12 protein-coding genes are annotated in these 17537 nt (G+C 33.9%); 7 read left to right on the top strand and 5 right to left on the bottom strand.

Going from position 1 to position 17537, the window contains the following annotated elements; all coding sequences use genetic code 11:
- The first annotated feature begins 6 nt into the window (after nt 1–6).
- The 3 genes from ACZIX2_RS10750 (at nt 7) to pheT (ending at nt 6946) form a co-directional block, all read left to right on the top strand.
- Nucleotides 7–3108 (top strand): efflux RND transporter permease subunit, encoded by a 3102-nt coding sequence (locus tag ACZIX2_RS10750; protein WP_463340089.1) that lies wholly within the window; start codon nt 7–9, stop codon nt 3106–3108.
- A gap of 34 nt (nt 3109–3142) precedes the next feature.
- Nucleotides 3143–4444 carry a TolC family protein gene (locus tag ACZIX2_RS10745; RefSeq protein WP_463340088.1) on the top strand — a complete coding sequence of 434 codons (1302 nt, stop codon included), beginning with the start codon at nt 3143–3145 and terminating at the stop codon, nt 4442–4444.
- 81 nt (nt 4445–4525) lie between these two features.
- On the top strand, nt 4526–6946 hold the full coding sequence (pheT, locus tag ACZIX2_RS10740) for a phenylalanine--tRNA ligase subunit beta (RefSeq protein WP_463340087.1): 2421 nt from the start codon (nt 4526–4528) through the stop codon (nt 6944–6946).
- Between the two features lie 61 nt (nt 6947–7007).
- Here pheT and ACZIX2_RS10735 read toward each other — a convergent pair whose 3' ends face one another.
- Both ACZIX2_RS10735 and rpsA read right to left on the bottom strand, forming a co-directional pair.
- The gene (locus ACZIX2_RS10735; protein WP_463340086.1) at nt 7008–7469 is read right to left on the bottom strand and encodes a hypothetical protein; all 462 of its coding nucleotides are present in this window, start codon (nt 7467–7469) and stop codon (nt 7008–7010) included.
- Nucleotides 7470–7566: 97 nt separating this feature from the next.
- Complete coding sequence (gene rpsA / locus ACZIX2_RS10730) at nt 7567–9339, bottom strand: 30S ribosomal protein S1 (RefSeq protein WP_463340085.1); 1773 nt, start codon at nt 9337–9339, stop codon at nt 7567–7569.
- A 398-nt stretch (nt 9340–9737) separates the two neighbouring features.
- Between rpsA and dnaX the strand changes: the two genes are divergently transcribed.
- The 3 genes from dnaX to ACZIX2_RS10715 all read left to right on the top strand — a co-directional run bounded on the left by dnaX (nt 9738) and on the right by ACZIX2_RS10715 (nt 12093).
- Nucleotides 9738–10823 carry a DNA polymerase III subunit gamma/tau gene (gene dnaX / locus ACZIX2_RS10725; RefSeq protein WP_463340084.1) on the top strand — a complete coding sequence of 362 codons (1086 nt, stop codon included), beginning with the start codon at nt 9738–9740 and terminating at the stop codon, nt 10821–10823.
- A gap of 197 nt (nt 10824–11020) precedes the next feature.
- Entirely contained in the window at nt 11021–11479 is a 459-nt protein-coding gene (locus ACZIX2_RS10720; protein WP_463340083.1) for a DNA polymerase III subunit gamma/tau, read from the top strand.
- Nucleotides 11480–11535: 56 nt separating this feature from the next.
- A complete protein-coding gene (locus ACZIX2_RS10715) occupies nt 11536–12093 on the top strand; it encodes an acetate uptake transporter (RefSeq protein ID WP_463340082.1) in 558 nt (185 codons plus the stop codon).
- A gap of 76 nt (nt 12094–12169) precedes the next feature.
- Here the strand turns inward: ACZIX2_RS10715 and ACZIX2_RS10710 are convergent, their stop codons facing one another.
- From ACZIX2_RS10710 to ACZIX2_RS10700, 3 genes are read right to left on the bottom strand one after another with little or no spacing between them, the layout of a single operon-like run.
- Nucleotides 12170–13060 carry a Ppx/GppA phosphatase family protein gene (locus tag ACZIX2_RS10710; protein ID WP_463340081.1) on the bottom strand — a complete coding sequence of 297 codons (891 nt, stop codon included), beginning with the start codon at nt 13058–13060 and terminating at the stop codon, nt 12170–12172.
- A 27-nt stretch (nt 13061–13087) separates the two neighbouring features.
- Nucleotides 13088–15157 carry a polyphosphate kinase 1 gene (ppk1, locus tag ACZIX2_RS10705; RefSeq protein ID WP_463340080.1) on the bottom strand — a complete coding sequence of 690 codons (2070 nt, stop codon included), beginning with the start codon at nt 15155–15157 and terminating at the stop codon, nt 13088–13090.
- 7 nt (nt 15158–15164) lie between these two features.
- Nucleotides 15165–15653: a SixA phosphatase family protein gene (locus ACZIX2_RS10700; protein ID WP_463340079.1), complete on the bottom strand. Its 489-nt coding sequence runs from the start codon at nt 15651–15653 to the stop codon at nt 15165–15167.
- 540 nt (nt 15654–16193) lie between these two features.
- On the opposite strand from ACZIX2_RS10700, the gene ACZIX2_RS10695 reads away from it, so the two are divergent.
- Nucleotides 16194–17537: SprB repeat-containing protein (locus tag ACZIX2_RS10695; protein WP_463340078.1), on the top strand; the 1344-nt coding region annotated here is incomplete at its 3' end.

Raw genomic sequence — 17537 nt, 5'->3', positions numbered from 1 at the left:
TTTTCTATGAGTTTGTCAACCATAAGTATCAAGCGTCCTGTTCTCACTATAGTTTTAAATTTAACCATTATCTTATTTGGAGCTATTGGTTATACTTTTTTGGGGGTTCGTGAATTTCCATCAATCGATCCGGCACAAGTATCTATTCGTACCAATTACACAGGAGCTAATTCTGACATTATTGAATCTCAAATTACCGAACCATTAGAGAAAGCGATCAACTCCATTGATGGTATTCGAAATGTTACTTCTTCGAGCATACAAGGAAGTAGTAACATTACTATTGAATTTGATTTGAACAAAGACTTGGAAGAAGCGGCTAATGATGTACGCGATAAAGTTTCGCAAGCCGTTCGAAACTTACCACAAGATATTGATGCACCCCCTGTAGTTTCTAAAGCCGATGCCAATGGCGAATCGATCATTTCAATGACGGTTCAAAGTGATACCCGTAGTAGTTTGGAACTAAGTGATTATGCCGAAAATGTTATTGGTCAAAGATTAGAGACCATTCCTGGCGTTAGTGGCATTCAAATATGGGGTCAAAAACGTTATGCAATGCGCTTGTGGATAGATCCTGTAAAATTGGCCGCCTACGGTTGTACGGTAGCAGAAATACGCACAGCCTTAAACAAACAAAATGTAGAACTTCCTTCTGGAAAACTGACAGGAGCCAATACAGACTTGACAGTAAAAACCGTTGGAAATTTGTCCAAACCCGAAGAGTTCAACAATATTATTATCAGAACTGAGGGCGACAAAGTAGTGCGTTTTAGTGATATTGGAAATGCTTCTTTGGAAGCCGAGAATTTAGAAACAAAATTGAGTCAATCCGGTAAACCATTAGTGGGTGTGGCAATTGTACCTTTGCCTGGTGCAAATTATTTAAATATTTCCAAAGAATTCTACAAAGTGTATGATGCTTTGCAAAAAGATCTTCCCAAAGACATCCATTTAAATATCGCCATTGACACGACAGTTTTTGTAAAAAAATCCGTTATGGAAGTGGCAGAAACATTGGGGATTTCAATTTTGTTAGTGATTTTGATTATTTATCTGTTTTTTAGAGATTGGGCTATTGCTTTTCGACCTTTAATAGATATCCCCGTTTCATTAATTGCTACTTTCTTTATCATGTGGTTGTTGGGTTTCTCTATCAATGTATTGACACTTTTAGCAATTGTATTGGCAACAGGCTTAGTGGTGGATGACGGTATCGTGGTTACCGAAAATATTTTCAAGAAAGTAGAAGAAGGCATGACGCCAATAGAAGCTGCCATAAAAGGATCAAATGAAATTTTCTTTGCGGTCATCTCTATTTCTATCACTTTAGCCGCAGTTTTTCTTCCAGTAATATTCTTAGAAGGATTTGTGGGACGCTTGTTTCGAGAATTTGGTGTGGTGATTGGTGCTGCTGTATTGGTCTCTGCCTTTGTGTCCTTAACTTTAACCCCGATGCTTAATGCTTATTTGATGAAAAGTGGGGTTCAAGAAAAGTCAAAGTTTTACGTGATGACGGAGCCTTATTTTGAACAACTCAATAGCAATTATGCCAATGCTTTACAAAAATTCATGCAAAAGAAATGGTTGAGTTTCCCTATTCTAATAGGTTGTTTTGCTTTGATTTACTTGTTTTTTAATATTCTAAAGAAAGAAACCGCTCCTTATGATGACAGAAGCGCTGTGGTCATGACTATGACCACTCCCGAAGGCGCTTCTTATGAGTACACAGACCGATTCATGCAGGAAATTTCTAAAATTGTAGATGATTCTATACCAGAAAAAAAAGTTTCATTGATTATCACTTCTCCAGGATTTGGGGCATCAACAGTAAATAGTGGACGTGTTCGTATAGCTTTAAAACCAACAGAGGAACGTAAACGATCTCAAAAAGAAATTGCCGAACAGTTGACCAAAATCACGAAGCAATTTCCTGAAGCAAAAACAGCTGTTATTGAACAACCAACTATTGCCGTGAATAGACGTGGTGGTTTGCCTATTCAATACATTATTCAAGCTCCCAATTTCAAAAAGTTAGAAGAGAAAATTCCACTTTTTATGGAGGAAGTAAGTAAAGACGAAACGTTTTCTACTTCCGATGTGAATTTAAAGTTCAACAAACCTGAAATAAATGTCACTATCGACAGAGAAAAAGCAGAAAGTCTAGGGATTTCGGTTTTAGATATCGCCCAAACTTTACAACTTTCCTTAAGCGGACAACGTTTTGGGTATTTTATGCAAAACGGAAAACAATATCAAGTTATTGGGCAATTCAATCAAGAAGATCGTTCCAAACCGCTAGATATCACTTCGATGTTTGTTAAAAATAATAAAGGAGAATTGATTCAAATGGATAATGTAGTTACTATTGAAGAACAAAGTAACCCTCCTCAGTTGTATCATAACAACCGATACATGTCGGCAACAGTTTCTGCAGGATTGGCACCTGGCAAAAGTTTAGGAGAAGGAATAGAAGCCATGGACAGAATCAAAGCCAAAGTATTAGATGATTCATTTACCACTGATTTAGCCGGAGAATCACGTGATTTTGTGGAAAGTAGCTCCAATACAGCTTTTGCTTTTGGTCTAGCTTTACTCCTCATCTTTTTAATATTAGCAGCTCAGTTTGAAAGTTTTATTGACCCTTTTATCATAATTCTTACTGTTCCAATGGCAGTAGCTGGTGCCTTGTTTTCTCTATGGTTATTCAATCAAACATGGAATATTTTTAGTCAAATTGGAACCGTGATGCTTATTGGCTTAGTAACAAAAAATGGAATTTTAATTGTAGAATTTGCCAATCAATTAAGAGAAAGTGGAAAATCCAAATACGAGGCCATTATCGAAGCATCTGAAGCGCGATTACGCCCCATTTTGATGACAAGTTTAGCCATATCATTAGGTGCTTTGCCAATTGCACTTTCACTGGGTGCAGCGTCAACTAGTCGAATTGGTATGGGTGTTGTAATTGTTGGAGGTACTATATTTTCGTTAGTTTTAACCTTATTTGTAATTCCAGCTTTGTATTTGATGTGGTCTAAAGCTAGAAAACATTATCCCGAATTTGATCATATCGAAGAATATGAAAGTGAAGCTTTAAAGCATTAAATTAAAAATCAAGATGTTCTTGAAATCATACCTTATGAAGAAACAAATTTTTATAGTAATACTTACCCTATTTTCAACAGTTGCATTTGCTCAGCATATTTTAACTATAGAAGAAGCAGTAGCCATTGCACTAGAGAATAATTTCGAAATTAAAATTGCTGCCAATAATTTAAGCATTGATAAAATTAATGTTTCTGAAGGGAATGCTGGAATGCTTCCCGTTATTACAGCAAGTATTAATGACAACAAAAGAGTTCAAAACAGTTCTCAAACACTACAAAATGGACAAGTAAATTCGTTGAAAGATGCCAAAAACAACCTACAAAGTTATGGGGTAAGTTTGGATTGGACTATTTTTGATGGCCTTAGAATGTTTGCAAGATACGATCAACTGAAAGAGTTACAAAAATTAGGAGAAGCTCAGTTAAAGCAAACCATTCTTCAAAAAGTTGGCGAAGTGAATGCAACCTATTTTGATTTGGTACAACAGCAACAACAACTAATGGCCATCGACAGTACACTTTTAATTTCTAAACAAAGATTGCGTTTGGCCGAAAATCGATTTAAAATTGGTAAAGCATCAAAACTGGAAGTATTAAATGCCCAAGTGGATTTGAATACAGATAAAGTTGTCTTGCTAAAACAAAAAGAAATTTTCGCCAATACGAAAATTAAACTCAATCAAATCTTAGCCAGAGAGGTTACTACTGATTTTACTGTTTTAAAGCAAATACAATTGGACAAGTCTCTTATATTGAATCAATTGCTAGAGTTGGCTCAACAGCAAAACCCTCAATTGCAAAGTCAGATTATTGCTAAGAATATATCGGAGTTACAACTCAAACAAGTTAAAGCAGCTAGATATCCAAACGTCCGTTTTAGTACCGGATATAACTTGCAAAATACAGAATCTAGTTTAGGGTTTGCAAGAGAAACTTCGGCTAGAGGTTTTACTTACGGCTTAAGTGCTTCGATAAATTTATTTAACGGTTTTGTACAAAATCGAAATGAAAAAATCGCAAAACTCGAAATCGAAAATTCTAAGTTGGCCATCTCTCAGCAATCACAATTACTAGAATCTCAACTGGCTAGTTTTTATCAAACCTATTTAACCAATTTAGAATTGGTACAATTGGAGGAAAACAATGAAGCTATTGCCAAGCAAAACCTGAGTATTACTATTGAAAAATTAAAAATTGGAACTATAACCACTATCGAATTTAGAGCAGCACAATTAAATTATGTGAATGCAAGTGTTCGATTTAGTAATGCACAGTATTTGGCAAAATTATCAGAAATCGCCTTAAAAGAACTAGCAGGAAACATATCGTATTAGGAGCTCCATTTACAAAAACTAAAAAATGTTTCTCTCTCCAAACTGCAATTCTTATATTTGCAAACTTATATAATTTGACAAATGAAAATATCATATAATTGGTTAAAACAATTCATCAAAATTGATTGGAATTCAGAAGAAACTGCTGCATTACTTACAGATTTAGGCTTAGAAGTAGAAACTGTTGACAAATATCAATCCGTAAAAGGAGGTTTAGAGGGAATTGTAGTAGGACATGTTCTTACGTGTATTCCACATCCAGATGCTGATAGATTAAAAGTAACTACTGTTGATTTAGGAGATGGAAATCCTGTACAAATCGTATGTGGAGCTAGTAATGTTGCAGCGGGTCAAAAAGTTCCTGTAGCTACTATTGGTACAGTATTGTATGATAAAGAAGGAAACGCTTTTACTATTAAAAAAGGAAAAATTCGTGGTCAAGAAAGTTTTGGGATGATTTGTGCCGAAGACGAACTAGGTCTTGGAGAAAGTCACGATGGAATCATGGTACTTGACGAATCCTTACTTCCAGGTACAAAAGCGGCTACGGTTTTCAAAATTGAAAATGATGAAGTATTCGAAATTGGACTAACTCCTAATCGTGCTGACGCTATGAGTCATTATGGGACTGCACGAGATTTAAGAGCAGGTTTGTTGCAATCTGGAGTAAATGTAGAGTTAATCACACCGCCTGTTAGTAATTTCAGAGTGGATAAAAGAACCTTGAAAATTGATGTCGATGTAAAAGATAGTAAATTGGCTCCAAGATATTGTGGTGTTACTATCTCTGGCATAACCGTGAAACCTTCTCCTGAATGGTTACAAAATAGGCTTAAAGCTATTGGCATAAATCCTAAAAATAATATTGTCGATGTGACCAATTATGTGTTGCACGATTTGGGTCAACCTTTACATGCGTTTGATGCCAATAAGATCAATGGAAAAATTCATGTGCAAACACTTCCAACCGGTACAAAATTTACCACATTGGATGAAGTTGAAAGAACTTTGCATGAAGAAGATCTAATGATTTGTGATGACAAAGGTCCTTTATGTATAGCAGGTGTTTTTGGTGGTGCTAATTCTGGAGTAACCGATAGAACAACGGCTATTTTCTTAGAAAGTGCTTATTTTAACCCTGTAAGTATTAGAAAATCAGCAAAAAGACATCAATTAAGTACCGATGCTTCCTTCCGTTTTGAACGCGGGATAGATCCAACGATAACAGAGTACGCATTGAAAAGAGCTGCTTTATTAATACAAGAAGTTGCAGGTGGTGAAATTACTTCGGATATAATTGACATTTATCCAAAGAAAATTGAAGATTTTACAGTTTTTCTTAATTTCTCTAAGGTGGCTAAGATTATTGGTCAAGAATTACCAAAAGACACCATCAAACAAATTTTAGCTTCTTTAGAAATTAAAGTGAACAGTGTGACGGATGCTGGTCTTGGGCTTACCATTCCTTCGTACAGAGTAGATGTTCAAAGAGAAATTGATGTTATCGAAGAAATATTGAGAGTCTACGGTTATAACAACATTAGTTTTTCAAAAAAATTAAATGCTTCTGTAGCCAATTCGCCAAGAACCGAAGATTTTAAAGTTCAAAATACAGTAGCTGCTCAATTAAATGCACATGGTTTTCATGAAATGATGGCCAATTCTTTGACAACTGCTAATTATGCAAAACTTTCAGAAGTATTGAAAGAAGAACATAATGTTGCTATGTTAAATCCATTGAGTAGTGATTTGGCTACAATGCGTCAATCATTGTTGTTTTCTGGTTTAGAGGCTATTGCTTATAATATAAATAGAAAAAATGCAGATTTAAAATTGTTTGAATTTGGTAAATCCTATCATAATTTTCCTAGTGGATATGAAGAAATCAAACATTTAACATTATTTCAAACAGGAAATAGGGCTCCCGAAAATTGGACCATGAGTTTACAACCATCTAATTTCTTTATGTTTAAAGGTTATGTTATGACAATTTTAGACAAACTTGGAATTTCCAAATCTAATGTAGCGCCTGTTACTTCCGATGTGTTTTCTGAAGGAGTTGCTTTAAACATAGGTCAAGATTTGTTGGTAGAATTTGGAGTAGTTAAAAAATCCATTTTAAAAGCTTTTGGAATTAAGCAAGAAGTTTTCTATGCCGATTTTAATTGGGCTTTGGTATTAAAATTGGTTACGACTAAAGTGAAATATACTGACATTCCAAAATATCCAGAAGTACGTAGAGACTTAGCTTTATTGCTTGATGAGTCTATTACTTATGATGCTATATATAAAATTGCCCGTCAGTCTGAGAAGACCTTATTAAAAGAAATCCAGTTATTTGATGTTTATCAAGGAGCTAATTTACCTGAAGGGAAAAAATCATACGCTTTAAGCTTCTTGCTTCAGGACAATACAAAAACATTAGAGGATGCGCAAATCGACAAAATTATGTCAAAATTGCAAAAAAGTTTCGAAACGCAATTAGGTGCTTCTTTACGATAGCAAGTTGTAATGATAATTTATTTAAAATCCCTTATCTCATTTGAGATAAGGGATTTTTTTATTATAAGAAACTTATTATTCCCCCAATCATTGCTATGAGAAAAATAAATCCATACAACAGTAAAACAATTACAGTAAAAACACCTAAATATTTGTAATGTGATTTTAAGTATTCAAAAGAAAGGCACAGTTGTTCGTTGTTATTTTCTGCCAAAGCATTTTTAGCTTTAGAAGAAAATTGAAATAAGTAATAAACGGGGAAGAAATACAGTAAACCAAATGCTAGATAGATAAAGCTAATCAATCCACTTTCTAATATTGGATTCGATTCGCTTCCCATGCTCATCGCTTGTAATTTACTAAATATAAATCCAGCAAATATCGCCAGCAAAACTATTAAGCCTATTCCAATAAAGCCCATGATGGATAAGAAATAAGCCCATTTACTAGTTTCTTTAAGAAAAGCTACGGCATCTTCAGTTAATACAAGTTGAGAATTTTCTGTTGTAGAGGTGGTTTCCATTTTTATTTTTTTGGTTAATAAAAATAAAAATAGATAAAAAATTTGTAAAAAAAAAGCCTCACAATTTTGTGAGGCTTAAATTTATAAAATCAAGAAATTATTTTTTCTCAGACTTTTCCATTTTAGCTTTCAAAGCAGCTAAAACATCATTGTTATCTCCTAGAGTGGCAGCAGGTGCATTAGTAGAAGTGCTTGTTGATTCAGCAGCAGCTTTTACATTTTTCTCTTCTTCTTCTCTAAAGATAGCAGTGTGAGAAGCTACTACTCTTTTGAATTCTTTGTTGAACTCGATAACTTTGAACTCAGCAGTTTCACCTTTTTTCAACTTTTTACCGTCTTCTTTATCCAAGTGACGAGTTGGGATGAAAGCAACGATATCGTCACCAAATTCTACAGTAGCTCCTTTGTCAACGATTTCAGAAATCTCTCCTGTGTGGATAGTTCCAACAGCAAAAGAATCTTCATATTGATCCCAAGGGTTTGGAGTAGTTTGTTTGTGACCTAAAGATAATTTACGTCCTTCAACATCTAACTCTAATACAACTACATCTAATTTTTCACCTACATTAACAAACTCAGATGGGTGTTTAATTTTCTTAGTCCAAGAAAGGTCAGAAATATAGATTAATCCATCGATTCCTTCTTCTAATTCTACGAAAATTCCAAAGTTTGTAAAGTTTCTAACGATACCTGTGTGTTTAGAACCAACTGGGTATTTAGAAGTGATATCAGTCCATGGATCTTGAGTCAATTGTTTGATACCCAAAGACATCTTACGGTCATCTCTATCTAAAGTTAAGATAACTGCTTCAACAACATCACCTACTTTTACGAAATCTTGAGCAGAACGTAAGTGAGTAGACCATGACATTTCAGAAACGTGGATTAAACCTTCAACACCTTCAGCTACTTCAATGAAAGCACCGTAGTCAGCGATAACTACTACTTTACCTTTCACTTTGTCACCAACAGTTAAGTTAGCATCTAAAGCATCCCATGGGTGAGCGTTTAATTGTTTCAATCCTAATTGAATTCTTGTTTTCTCGTCATCGAAATCAAGGATTACAACGTTTAATTTTTGGTCTAATTCAAGAACTTCACTTGGGTGGTTGATTCTACTCCAAGAAAGGTCTGTAATGTGAATTAATCCATCAACACCACCTAAGTCAATGAACACACCGTAAGAAGTGATGTTTTTAACTACACCTTCTAATACTTGTCCTTTTTGTAATTGACCGATGATTTCTTTTTTCTGTACTTCAATATCAGCTTCGATAAGCGCTTTGTGTGATACTACAACATTTTTGAATTCGTGGTTGATTTTTACCACTTTGAATTCCATCATTTTGTTTACGTATACATCGTAATCTCTAATTGGTTTAACGTCAATTTGAGATCCTGGTAAGAATGCTTCAATTCCGAAAACATCAACGATCATACCACCTTTAGTTCTGCATTTCACAAAACCATTAACAATTTCACCTGTTTCGTTTGCAGCAATAACTCTATCCCATGATTTAATAGTACGAGCTTTTCTGTGAGATAATACCAATTGACCTGTTTTATCCTCACGGATGTCAATTAATACTTCTACTTTGTCCCCTACCTTTAAATTTGGGTTGTAACGGAATTCGTTCAATGAAATAACACCTTCCGATTTAGCATTAATATCAACGATTGCGTCTCTTTCTGTGATTCTAACAACTACACCTTCAACAACTTCTTCTTGATCAGTTGCGATAAAAGTTTTAGATACTAGTTCTTCGAATTCTTGTAAGTTTTTCTCATCTACTGCATCGATTCCTTCTTCGAAGTTATGCCAGTTAAAATTTGCTAAAAACTCTTCTTGTGATTTTAATTGTTCAGACATGCTGATTAAAAATTTGTATTCTGTTTTTCTTGAGTTTCATCATGCAATAGAAATAACAGAAGTTGTTTTACATAAATAGTTGATACCTAAAGGAAACTCTTACTTGCCAAAAGGTGTGCAAAATTATAACTAAATATTGATATTGCAAAATATTTTCTACTTGATATTAAGGGATTTTGCATATATTTTATCTATGTTTCCAATTGATTTAAAAAGTAAGCGCGTTATATTAATTGGTTCGTGCTTCAAAAATTTAACAGGTAAACATAATTTACTGATAACAAGAGGAATATGGTTTTGTTGAATTTTAAAAAATCGTTATTGTTGACAAAAAATAAATTCTCAAATCGAAAAAACGAACAAATAAACTATATTTGCTTTTGATTGAACAATAGAAAATGGAACAATTTATAGTATCTGCACGAAAGTATCGACCACAAACATTCAAAGATGTAGTGGGACAAAAAGCAATTACCAATACCTTGTTAAACGCTATTGAAAACAATCATTTGGCCTCGGCATTACTCTTTACAGGGCCAAGAGGAGTTGGTAAAACAACCTGTGCCCGAATTTTAGCTAGAAAAATTAATCAGCCTGGCTATGATAATCCTGACGAAGATTTTGCATTCAATGTTTTTGAATTGGATGCGGCTTCCAATAACTCGGTAGATGATATTCGAAATTTAATAGACCAAGTTCGGATACCTCCACAAACCGGCCAATTCAAAGTTTACATCATAGACGAGGTGCACATGTTGTCTTCGGCTGCATTTAATGCGTTTCTTAAAACTTTAGAGGAACCACCAAAGCATGCAATTTTCATTTTAGCGACTACTGAGAAGCATAAGATTATACCCACCATTTTATCGCGTTGTCAAATATTTGATTTTAAAAGAATTACTGTTAAAGACGCCAAAGAACATTTAGCAGAGGTAGCTCAGAGTCAAGGAGTGCAATTCGAAGATGATGCCTTGCATATTATAGCGCAAAAAGCAGACGGTGCTATGCGTGATGCTTTGTCAATTTTTGACCGAGTAGTTTCTTTTTGTGGTACCAATTTAACCCGTCAAGCCGTTACGGAAAATCTAAACGTTTTAGACTACGAAACCTATATCAATATCACGGATCTTGTTTTAGAAAATAAAATCCCTGAATTATTAATAGCTTTTAATGAAATTCTTTCCAAAGGATTTGATGCTCACCATTTTGTGTCTGGCTTAGCTTCTCATTTTAGAGATTTATTAGTCGCCAAAACTCCTTCTACCCTATCCCTTTTGGAAATGGGAGAACAAGCCATTCAGTTGTATGCTAAACAATCCCAACAATGTAGTGCGGAATTTCTTTTAAAAGGAATTCAATTAGCAAATGATTGTGATTTGAAATACAAAGTAAGTCAAAACCAGCGATTATTAGTAGAATTATGTTTAATGCAATTAGCCTCTATCACTTTTGATGGAGAAAAAAAAAAGCTGAATCATTTATAATTCCTCCTACCTATTATAAAAGACAAGAGTATTCTATTACTGAAAAAATTGTTGAAAAACCCTTTGTAGAAACTAAAAGTGTTCCTGAAGTTTTAAATTCAGTCAAAGAAACGACTGAACCAATAGTTCAAAATATTGAAACTAACCAAACACAAAACCAAAGTAGCAAGGCGATATCGCAACCCGATTCGCCCAAAGTGTCGGCTTTTTCTTTAAAAAGTATACAAGCAAAAAAGGCATTGGAAGAAAATGCTAAAACCACTATCAAAGACGTTGGTCATCAGCCTACAGAGGCTTTTACCGAAACTCAAATGTTGTTACAGTGGACTAAATATGCTGAAAAATTAGGCAACAAAGGATATAAAATTATGGAATCCCTACTGTTGCTTAATGACCCAAAATTAGAGGGCACCAAAATAACTTTTGAATTACCCAATGAGGGGTCAAAATTAGATTTTGAAAGCGAAAAACACGGATTATTAGGACACTTAAAAGGTCATTTACACAATCACGAAATTACAATTGATGTAATTGTTAATGAAAGTATTGAAATTAAAAGGAACTTAAATGATAAAGACCGTTATAACCGATTGAAGGAAATTAATCCTGCAATAGAGGTTTTACGAACTACTTTTGGCCTTCATATCGATGCTTAAGAAAATAAAATGTCTTAATTAAGGCATTGTTTTAAATAACTTTAAATAAATAAATCATGGAAAAAAAATTAGCAAATCCCGCTCCTTTGGGTTTATTAGGCTTTGGAATGACAACAATTTTACTTAATATTCATAATTTAGGATTTTTTCCTGTGAGTGCGGTAATTATTGCCATGGGAATTTGTTATGGTGGTTTAGCACAAATCATCGCTGGAATTATGTCCTATAATCAAGGAAAAACTTTTGCGGGTACCGCTTTTACTTCTTATGGATTTTTTTGGTTGTCGCTTGTGGCAATATGGCTTTTTCCAAATACAGATTTTGAAATGGCAGGTTCAACTCCAGCTCCATTCTTTGGGTGCTACTTAGTTTTATGGGGACTTTTCACCGCTTTTATGTGGTGGGGCACTTGGGGAGGTAGCAAAGTACAACAATTTATATTCTTATCTCTTACAGTACTTTTCTTTGTTTTAGCGCTTTCAAAATTTTTAGACAGCGAAGCAATCAACCAAGTTGCTGGCTTTATAGGAGTAGTATGCGGATCAAGTGCTTTTTACTTGGCAATTGCTGAATTATTGGAAGAAGTAAAAAATAAAAGAGTGTTGCCGTATTAATTCAGAACAACTGAATAAATAGAAAACCAAACGAGAAGTGTAATTTTCTCGTTTGGTTTTTTTTTATGACATTACATTATATTTTACCAAAGTACATGGCTTTAACAATACCGTCTGAAAGTCCTATTTTTGGAACATAAATTTGTCTTGCTCCACTCCACTTCATAGCATTCAAATAAATTCGTGTAGCAGGTACAATTACGTCGGCACGGTCTGAATTCAATCCTAACTCTGTAATACGCTGTTCGTAAGATAAAGAACTTAAAAACGAATACTGAGAATTTATATAAATAAAGGAAAGGGGTTTTTCTTGTGGTTTCCCAGACATTTTAAATAGTTTATTGATATTTCCACCTGACCCAATTAAAGTAACTTCATCATAATCAGCAGTATTGGTTCGGATCCATTTTTCAATTTCATTCCAAACTACATCGTGGACCATTTGATTGAGCAAACGAACGGTACCTACTTTAAACGAACGTGAAGTAACCATTTTACTATTGGAAAATAAAGTAAATTCGGTACTACCCCCTCCTACGTCTACAAACAAATAGGTTTCATCCGTTTTTAACAAATGATGTAAATCAGTTGAAGCTATAATAGCCGCTTCTTTTTTACCATCAATAATCTCAACTTTTAAATCGGCTTTTTTCTTTATAATACTTACAACTTCTTTACCGTTATAAGCTTCTCTCATAGCAGAGGTGGCAAAAGCTCTATAACTTTCAACTTTATGTACTTTCATTAAAAGCTGAAAAGCTTTCATGGCATCGCACATACGTTCAATATTTTCATTTGATATTTCACCAACGGTAAAGGCGTCTTGACCTAAACGAATGGGCACACGTACCAATGAACTCTTGCTAAACTGAGTTTCTTTTCCTTCTTGCTCTACAATATTCGAAATCAACAACCGCATGGCATTCGATCCGATATCAATTGCGGCATATTTTTTAATTTTTATCATAGGTAATCTTTCTCCTTAATTCAATAATTATTTAAATGAATCCTCTACAACCACTTCAAGTTTGTTTTGATAATACTTATAAGTCTCCAGTTGCGCTCTAAAAACAGGTGCGCCATTTGCTCTTCGGTATTTGTTGTCAAGCTCTTTAGAATGTATTCTTGCTTTGACATTACCTCTCCATCCAATATCAAAATTTTCAATTAATTCATTTTTAATATCTAAATCATAAATAGGACAAGTAACTTCTACTCTAGCATCTAAATTTCGAGTCATGAAATCAGCAGACGAAATAAATACTTCCGGTAAACCTGCGTTGCCAAAAATATAGATTCTAGAATGTTCCAAGTAATTGTCTACTATGCTAATCGCCTCAATATTTTCACTTAATCCTTTAACTCCAGGAATCAATGAACATATTCCTCTAACTTCTAATTGAATTTTCACCCCTGCTTTGCTTGCCTCATACAATTTATCTATCATTTCAAAATCAGACAAACTGTTCATCTTTAACTTGATATAGGTTTTTCTACCAGCTAAAGCATGTGTTATTTCTCGGTCAATTAACTTAACAAAGCGACTGCGAGTATAATGTGGGGAAACAATCAAATGCTTGTAACGGTGTACTCGGTAATTAACATCAAAGAAGTCAAAAATTTTAGTAATATCTTTTAAAATTTGTTGATGACAAGTAAAAAGTGTAACATCGGTGTATACTTTTGCCGTGGATTCATTGAAATTTCCTGTAGAAATGAAGCCATAGCGTTTGATTTTGTCTTTTTCCTGTCTTTCGATGACACAAATTTTGCTATGTACTTTTAATCCTTTAATACCAAAAATTAACTCAATACCTTCGGTTTTCATTTGTTCGGCATAGGATATGTTAGACGCTTCATCAAAGCGTGCCTGCAGCTCAATTTGTACCGTCACTTTTTTACCGTTTTTGGCGGCATTAATCAAAGAACTTATGATTTGAGAATTTTTGGCCAAACGATATAGGGTTATTTTAATTGATAACACTTTGGGATCCAATGCCGCTTCTCTTAAAAATTTGGTCAAATAAGAGAACGACTGATACGGTGCATTCAATAAATAATCTTTAGCACTTATTTTCTCTAATATACTCCCTTCTAAACTCAATCCAGGAATCGGCAGTGGTACATTGGACTGATATAATAAATCATACCTTCCTAAATTTGGAAAATCCATATAATCTCTCCTATTATGGTACCTACCTCCTGGGATAATACTATCAGTAGATTCAATATGAATTTTGTTTAAAAAGAAAGATAGAGTATCTTCTTCCATTTCTTGATCATAGATAAATCGAACAGGTTCACCGATGCGTCTATCTTTGACACTCAAAGCAATTTTTTCGATCATGCTTTTAGTTAAATCACTATCGATATCCAAAGAAGCATCTCGAGTAATTTTTATCATGTGTGCCGATATACTTTGATAATCAAATATATTAAAAATGCTACTCAAATTTTGACGAATAACATCGTCCAAAAGGATAACAAATTGTTTGTCTTCTTTTGGAGGTAAAACGACAAAGCGATTAATCGTTTTAGGAATTTCAACTACAGCATACCGAACTTCTTCTTCCTTTTTTAGCACCAATTTTATGGCTAAATAACCATAAGTATCTTTTAGTAATGGAAATTCAGCTAAGTCATTTAGAATGATGGTAACCAATTCAGGGCTTACTTTTTGTATAAAAAATTCCTTTAAATAATTTTGTTGATCCTTATCTAAATCGTTTTCATTAATGATGAAAATATTTTCCTTTTGAAGTTTTTGTTCGATGTCATGCAAAATTCGTAAACTTTCTGCTTGGTGTTGAATGACAATTTGTGTGATATCACTCAACAATTGTTGCGCCGAAATACCTCCCAAGAATTTCTCGCTAGAAATACCTGAAAGTACTAACTTACGAATGGTAGCAAATCGTACTCTGAAAAACTCGTCTAGATTGTTTGAAAAAATTCCTAAAAAACGTAGACGATCCAACAATGGTACTGAATCATCTGCAGCCTCTTGTAATACACGTGCATTGAATGACAACCAACTTTTTTCTCTATCAATATACTTATTCATTAATGTTTTATTGTTTTAAATCATTCGGGACAATTATCTTTAGCGTCTTCCCTTTTTCTATAGACTGCCAATCCTCTACATCAAATTGTAGGGAGACAAATCCTGCTGTGGGGACATTCTCAATAAAGACATCCCCAAATTTATTAACAAAATTCGTAATGGCATCATTGTGACCAAAAAGAATTATGCTTTCAAATTCATTTTTACACGATTTGATTACTTTGGTTAATTCTCTCTCATCAAAGGTATAGAGCTCTTCTTTAAAAAGGATACTTTCTACAGGGTAAGCCAAATTTTGGGCAAAAACAATAGCAGTTTGAGACGCTCTTTCTGCTACACTGCTCCAAATTAAATAGGTTTTAGGCAAATAACTCGAAATGTGACTTGAAACCAAATGTGCCGCCATTACCCCTTTTTTGGATAAAGGTCTGTCTTTATCCATCAATGGTGTTTCCCAACTTGATTTGGCATGCCGAACTAAGATCAAATTTTTCATGTTTTGACAGTGTTAAGTTTAAAGAACACATATACAGTGAGTTACGGCATATGTTTGTTTTAAAGATAAGTATTTTTAATATATCTCAAAACTACATCATTAATAAATTAACATCTGTTCAGAGTTTTTTCAATCTTCATAAGTTTTAAGAGAACTTTACCTTAAAAATTCCTTTTAGTTTTAACTGTAAAAATACTATAAATCAAGTGGTTAGGTAATTTATCGTAAGAATATAAATCAGAATAAATGTTAATGTGATTAAATGTTTCTTAAGAGAATTGTAAAAAATAGCATTTAAACGAAAATCTATGTAGTTGAAAGGAAAAAATAGATTACAAATACTTAAGTATCTAATTTTGATTAGGTTAATTTTTGTTTAATGTTCTTCATAATTATGATTTATAGTACAAACAAAAATTGAGAATAGGAAAAAATCATAATCAATTACAAATCAAACCCTGTATAATATTGAAAAGATTTGTAAATGCATTGTAAACTAATAAGTGTAGTGTTGAATAACCCGATTTAAATCAAATCATTATGCAAACGAATTTTACTATTACTACAAAATTTCTCATGTTTTTAGCTTTAAGTTTATTTTTTAACTCAATAAAAATAAATGCTCAAGACACATTTGATGGAGATTATTGCCCAGGTCCAGGAAAAGCAGGAGATGAATACAACACAGGAGTAGTTTTTAATCAACTAATCAATGCTAATGCTTCATCTACTTGTGAGATATATAAAATTTGGGCAAAAGTGAATACTCAATCACAAGAGTTGCGATTAGGATTAAAAATTGGGAACTCTGGAGCAGCATTATTTAGATTGTATTTGGATACTGATAATAATGCAGCAACAGGATTAACATCAGATCAGTTTGGTGGACCACTACCAGTTTCTGGTGCTGAATATGTTCTAGAACTAAATGCGAAGAATAACGCAACATTTACTTTGTATTCAGGGAATGGTTCAACGATAACACCTATTACCGGTACAGCTTTTAGTGCTACAAATGGTGATTCTGATTGTACCAATGCAGTACCAAATGGAGATGGAAAATTTCTTGAATTTTATGTACCATTTGGTAGTATTGGAATAAATATTTGCGATCCAAACAATCAAGGTTTTATTAAAATTTCACAAATTGCCTCTGTTAGTGGAGGGTCACCAACATCATCAAGATGTAGTGCTACTTCTTTAACATTTGGAATACCCTTAAAAGGAGCGGTTACACCAGATTCGACAGTATGTTATGGAACCAATAGTACTAATTTATCTGTAAATGGTTTAACTGCTGGAGCTTCAATAGTTAAATGGCAATATTCTGTTAATAATGGTAGTACATGGATTGATATTGCTAATACAAGTACTACGTATACAGCCACAAATTTAACGACCACAACAAAGTACAGAGCAATAATTTTAAATACTGGGTTGTGTAGTAGTGCATTCGCTTCTTCTCCTGCAACAATAACGGTCAATCCCCCTATAAGTGCTGTTGTAAGCAAAACGGACATTCTGTGTTTTGGAACCAATAACGGAACAATAACAATCACTAATCCATCAGGTGGATCAGGGAATTATGAATATCGTTTAGACAATGGAAATTGGCAATCTAGCGGAAGTTTTACGGGACTATTACCTAAATCTTATAGTGTTCAAATTCGTGACGCTGCAAATACGAGTTGTGCTACTGTATTAGGAAACATTACCATCACTGAACCAGCCGCTGCGGTCACCGTAACTAAAACCCAAACTGATGTGTTGTGTTTTGGAGCAAAAACCGGAGCTATCAATATTACTGCTACGGGAGGTGTAGCGCCTTATACATACGCATGGACCGGTACTGGTGTAGTGACAACGGCCGAAGATCAAACTGGC

It is taken from the genome of Flavobacterium riviphilum (assembly GCF_055231795.1).
This window is presented reverse-complemented; position numbering and strand designations above follow the sequence as displayed.

Bases quoted from the DNA above. Each gene is read 5' to 3' on its own strand.
- ACZIX2_RS10750 (WP_463340089.1), top strand. From the start codon at position 7: ATGAGTTTGTCAACCATAAGTATCAAGCGTCCTGTTCTCACTATAGTT.
- ACZIX2_RS10745 (WP_463340088.1), top strand. From the start codon at position 3,143: ATGAAGAAACAAATTTTTATAGTAATACTTACCCTATTTTCAACAGTT.
- pheT (WP_463340087.1), top strand. From the start codon at position 4,526: ATGAAAATATCATATAATTGGTTAAAACAATTCATCAAAATTGATTGG.
- ACZIX2_RS10735 (WP_463340086.1), bottom strand. From the start codon at position 7,469: ATGGAAACCACCTCTACAACAGAAAATTCTCAACTTGTATTAACTGAA.
- rpsA (WP_463340085.1), bottom strand. From the start codon at position 9,339: ATGTCTGAACAATTAAAATCACAAGAAGAGTTTTTAGCAAATTTTAAC.
- dnaX (WP_463340084.1), top strand. From the start codon at position 9,738: ATGGAACAATTTATAGTATCTGCACGAAAGTATCGACCACAAACATTC.
- ACZIX2_RS10715 (WP_463340082.1), top strand. From the start codon at position 11,536: ATGGAAAAAAAATTAGCAAATCCCGCTCCTTTGGGTTTATTAGGCTTT.
- ACZIX2_RS10710 (WP_463340081.1), bottom strand. From the start codon at position 13,060: ATGATAAAAATTAAAAAATATGCCGCAATTGATATCGGATCGAATGCC.
- ppk1 (WP_463340080.1), bottom strand. From the start codon at position 15,157: ATGAATAAGTATATTGATAGAGAAAAAAGTTGGTTGTCATTCAATGCA.
- ACZIX2_RS10700 (WP_463340079.1), bottom strand. From the start codon at position 15,653: ATGAAAAATTTGATCTTAGTTCGGCATGCCAAATCAAGTTGGGAAACA.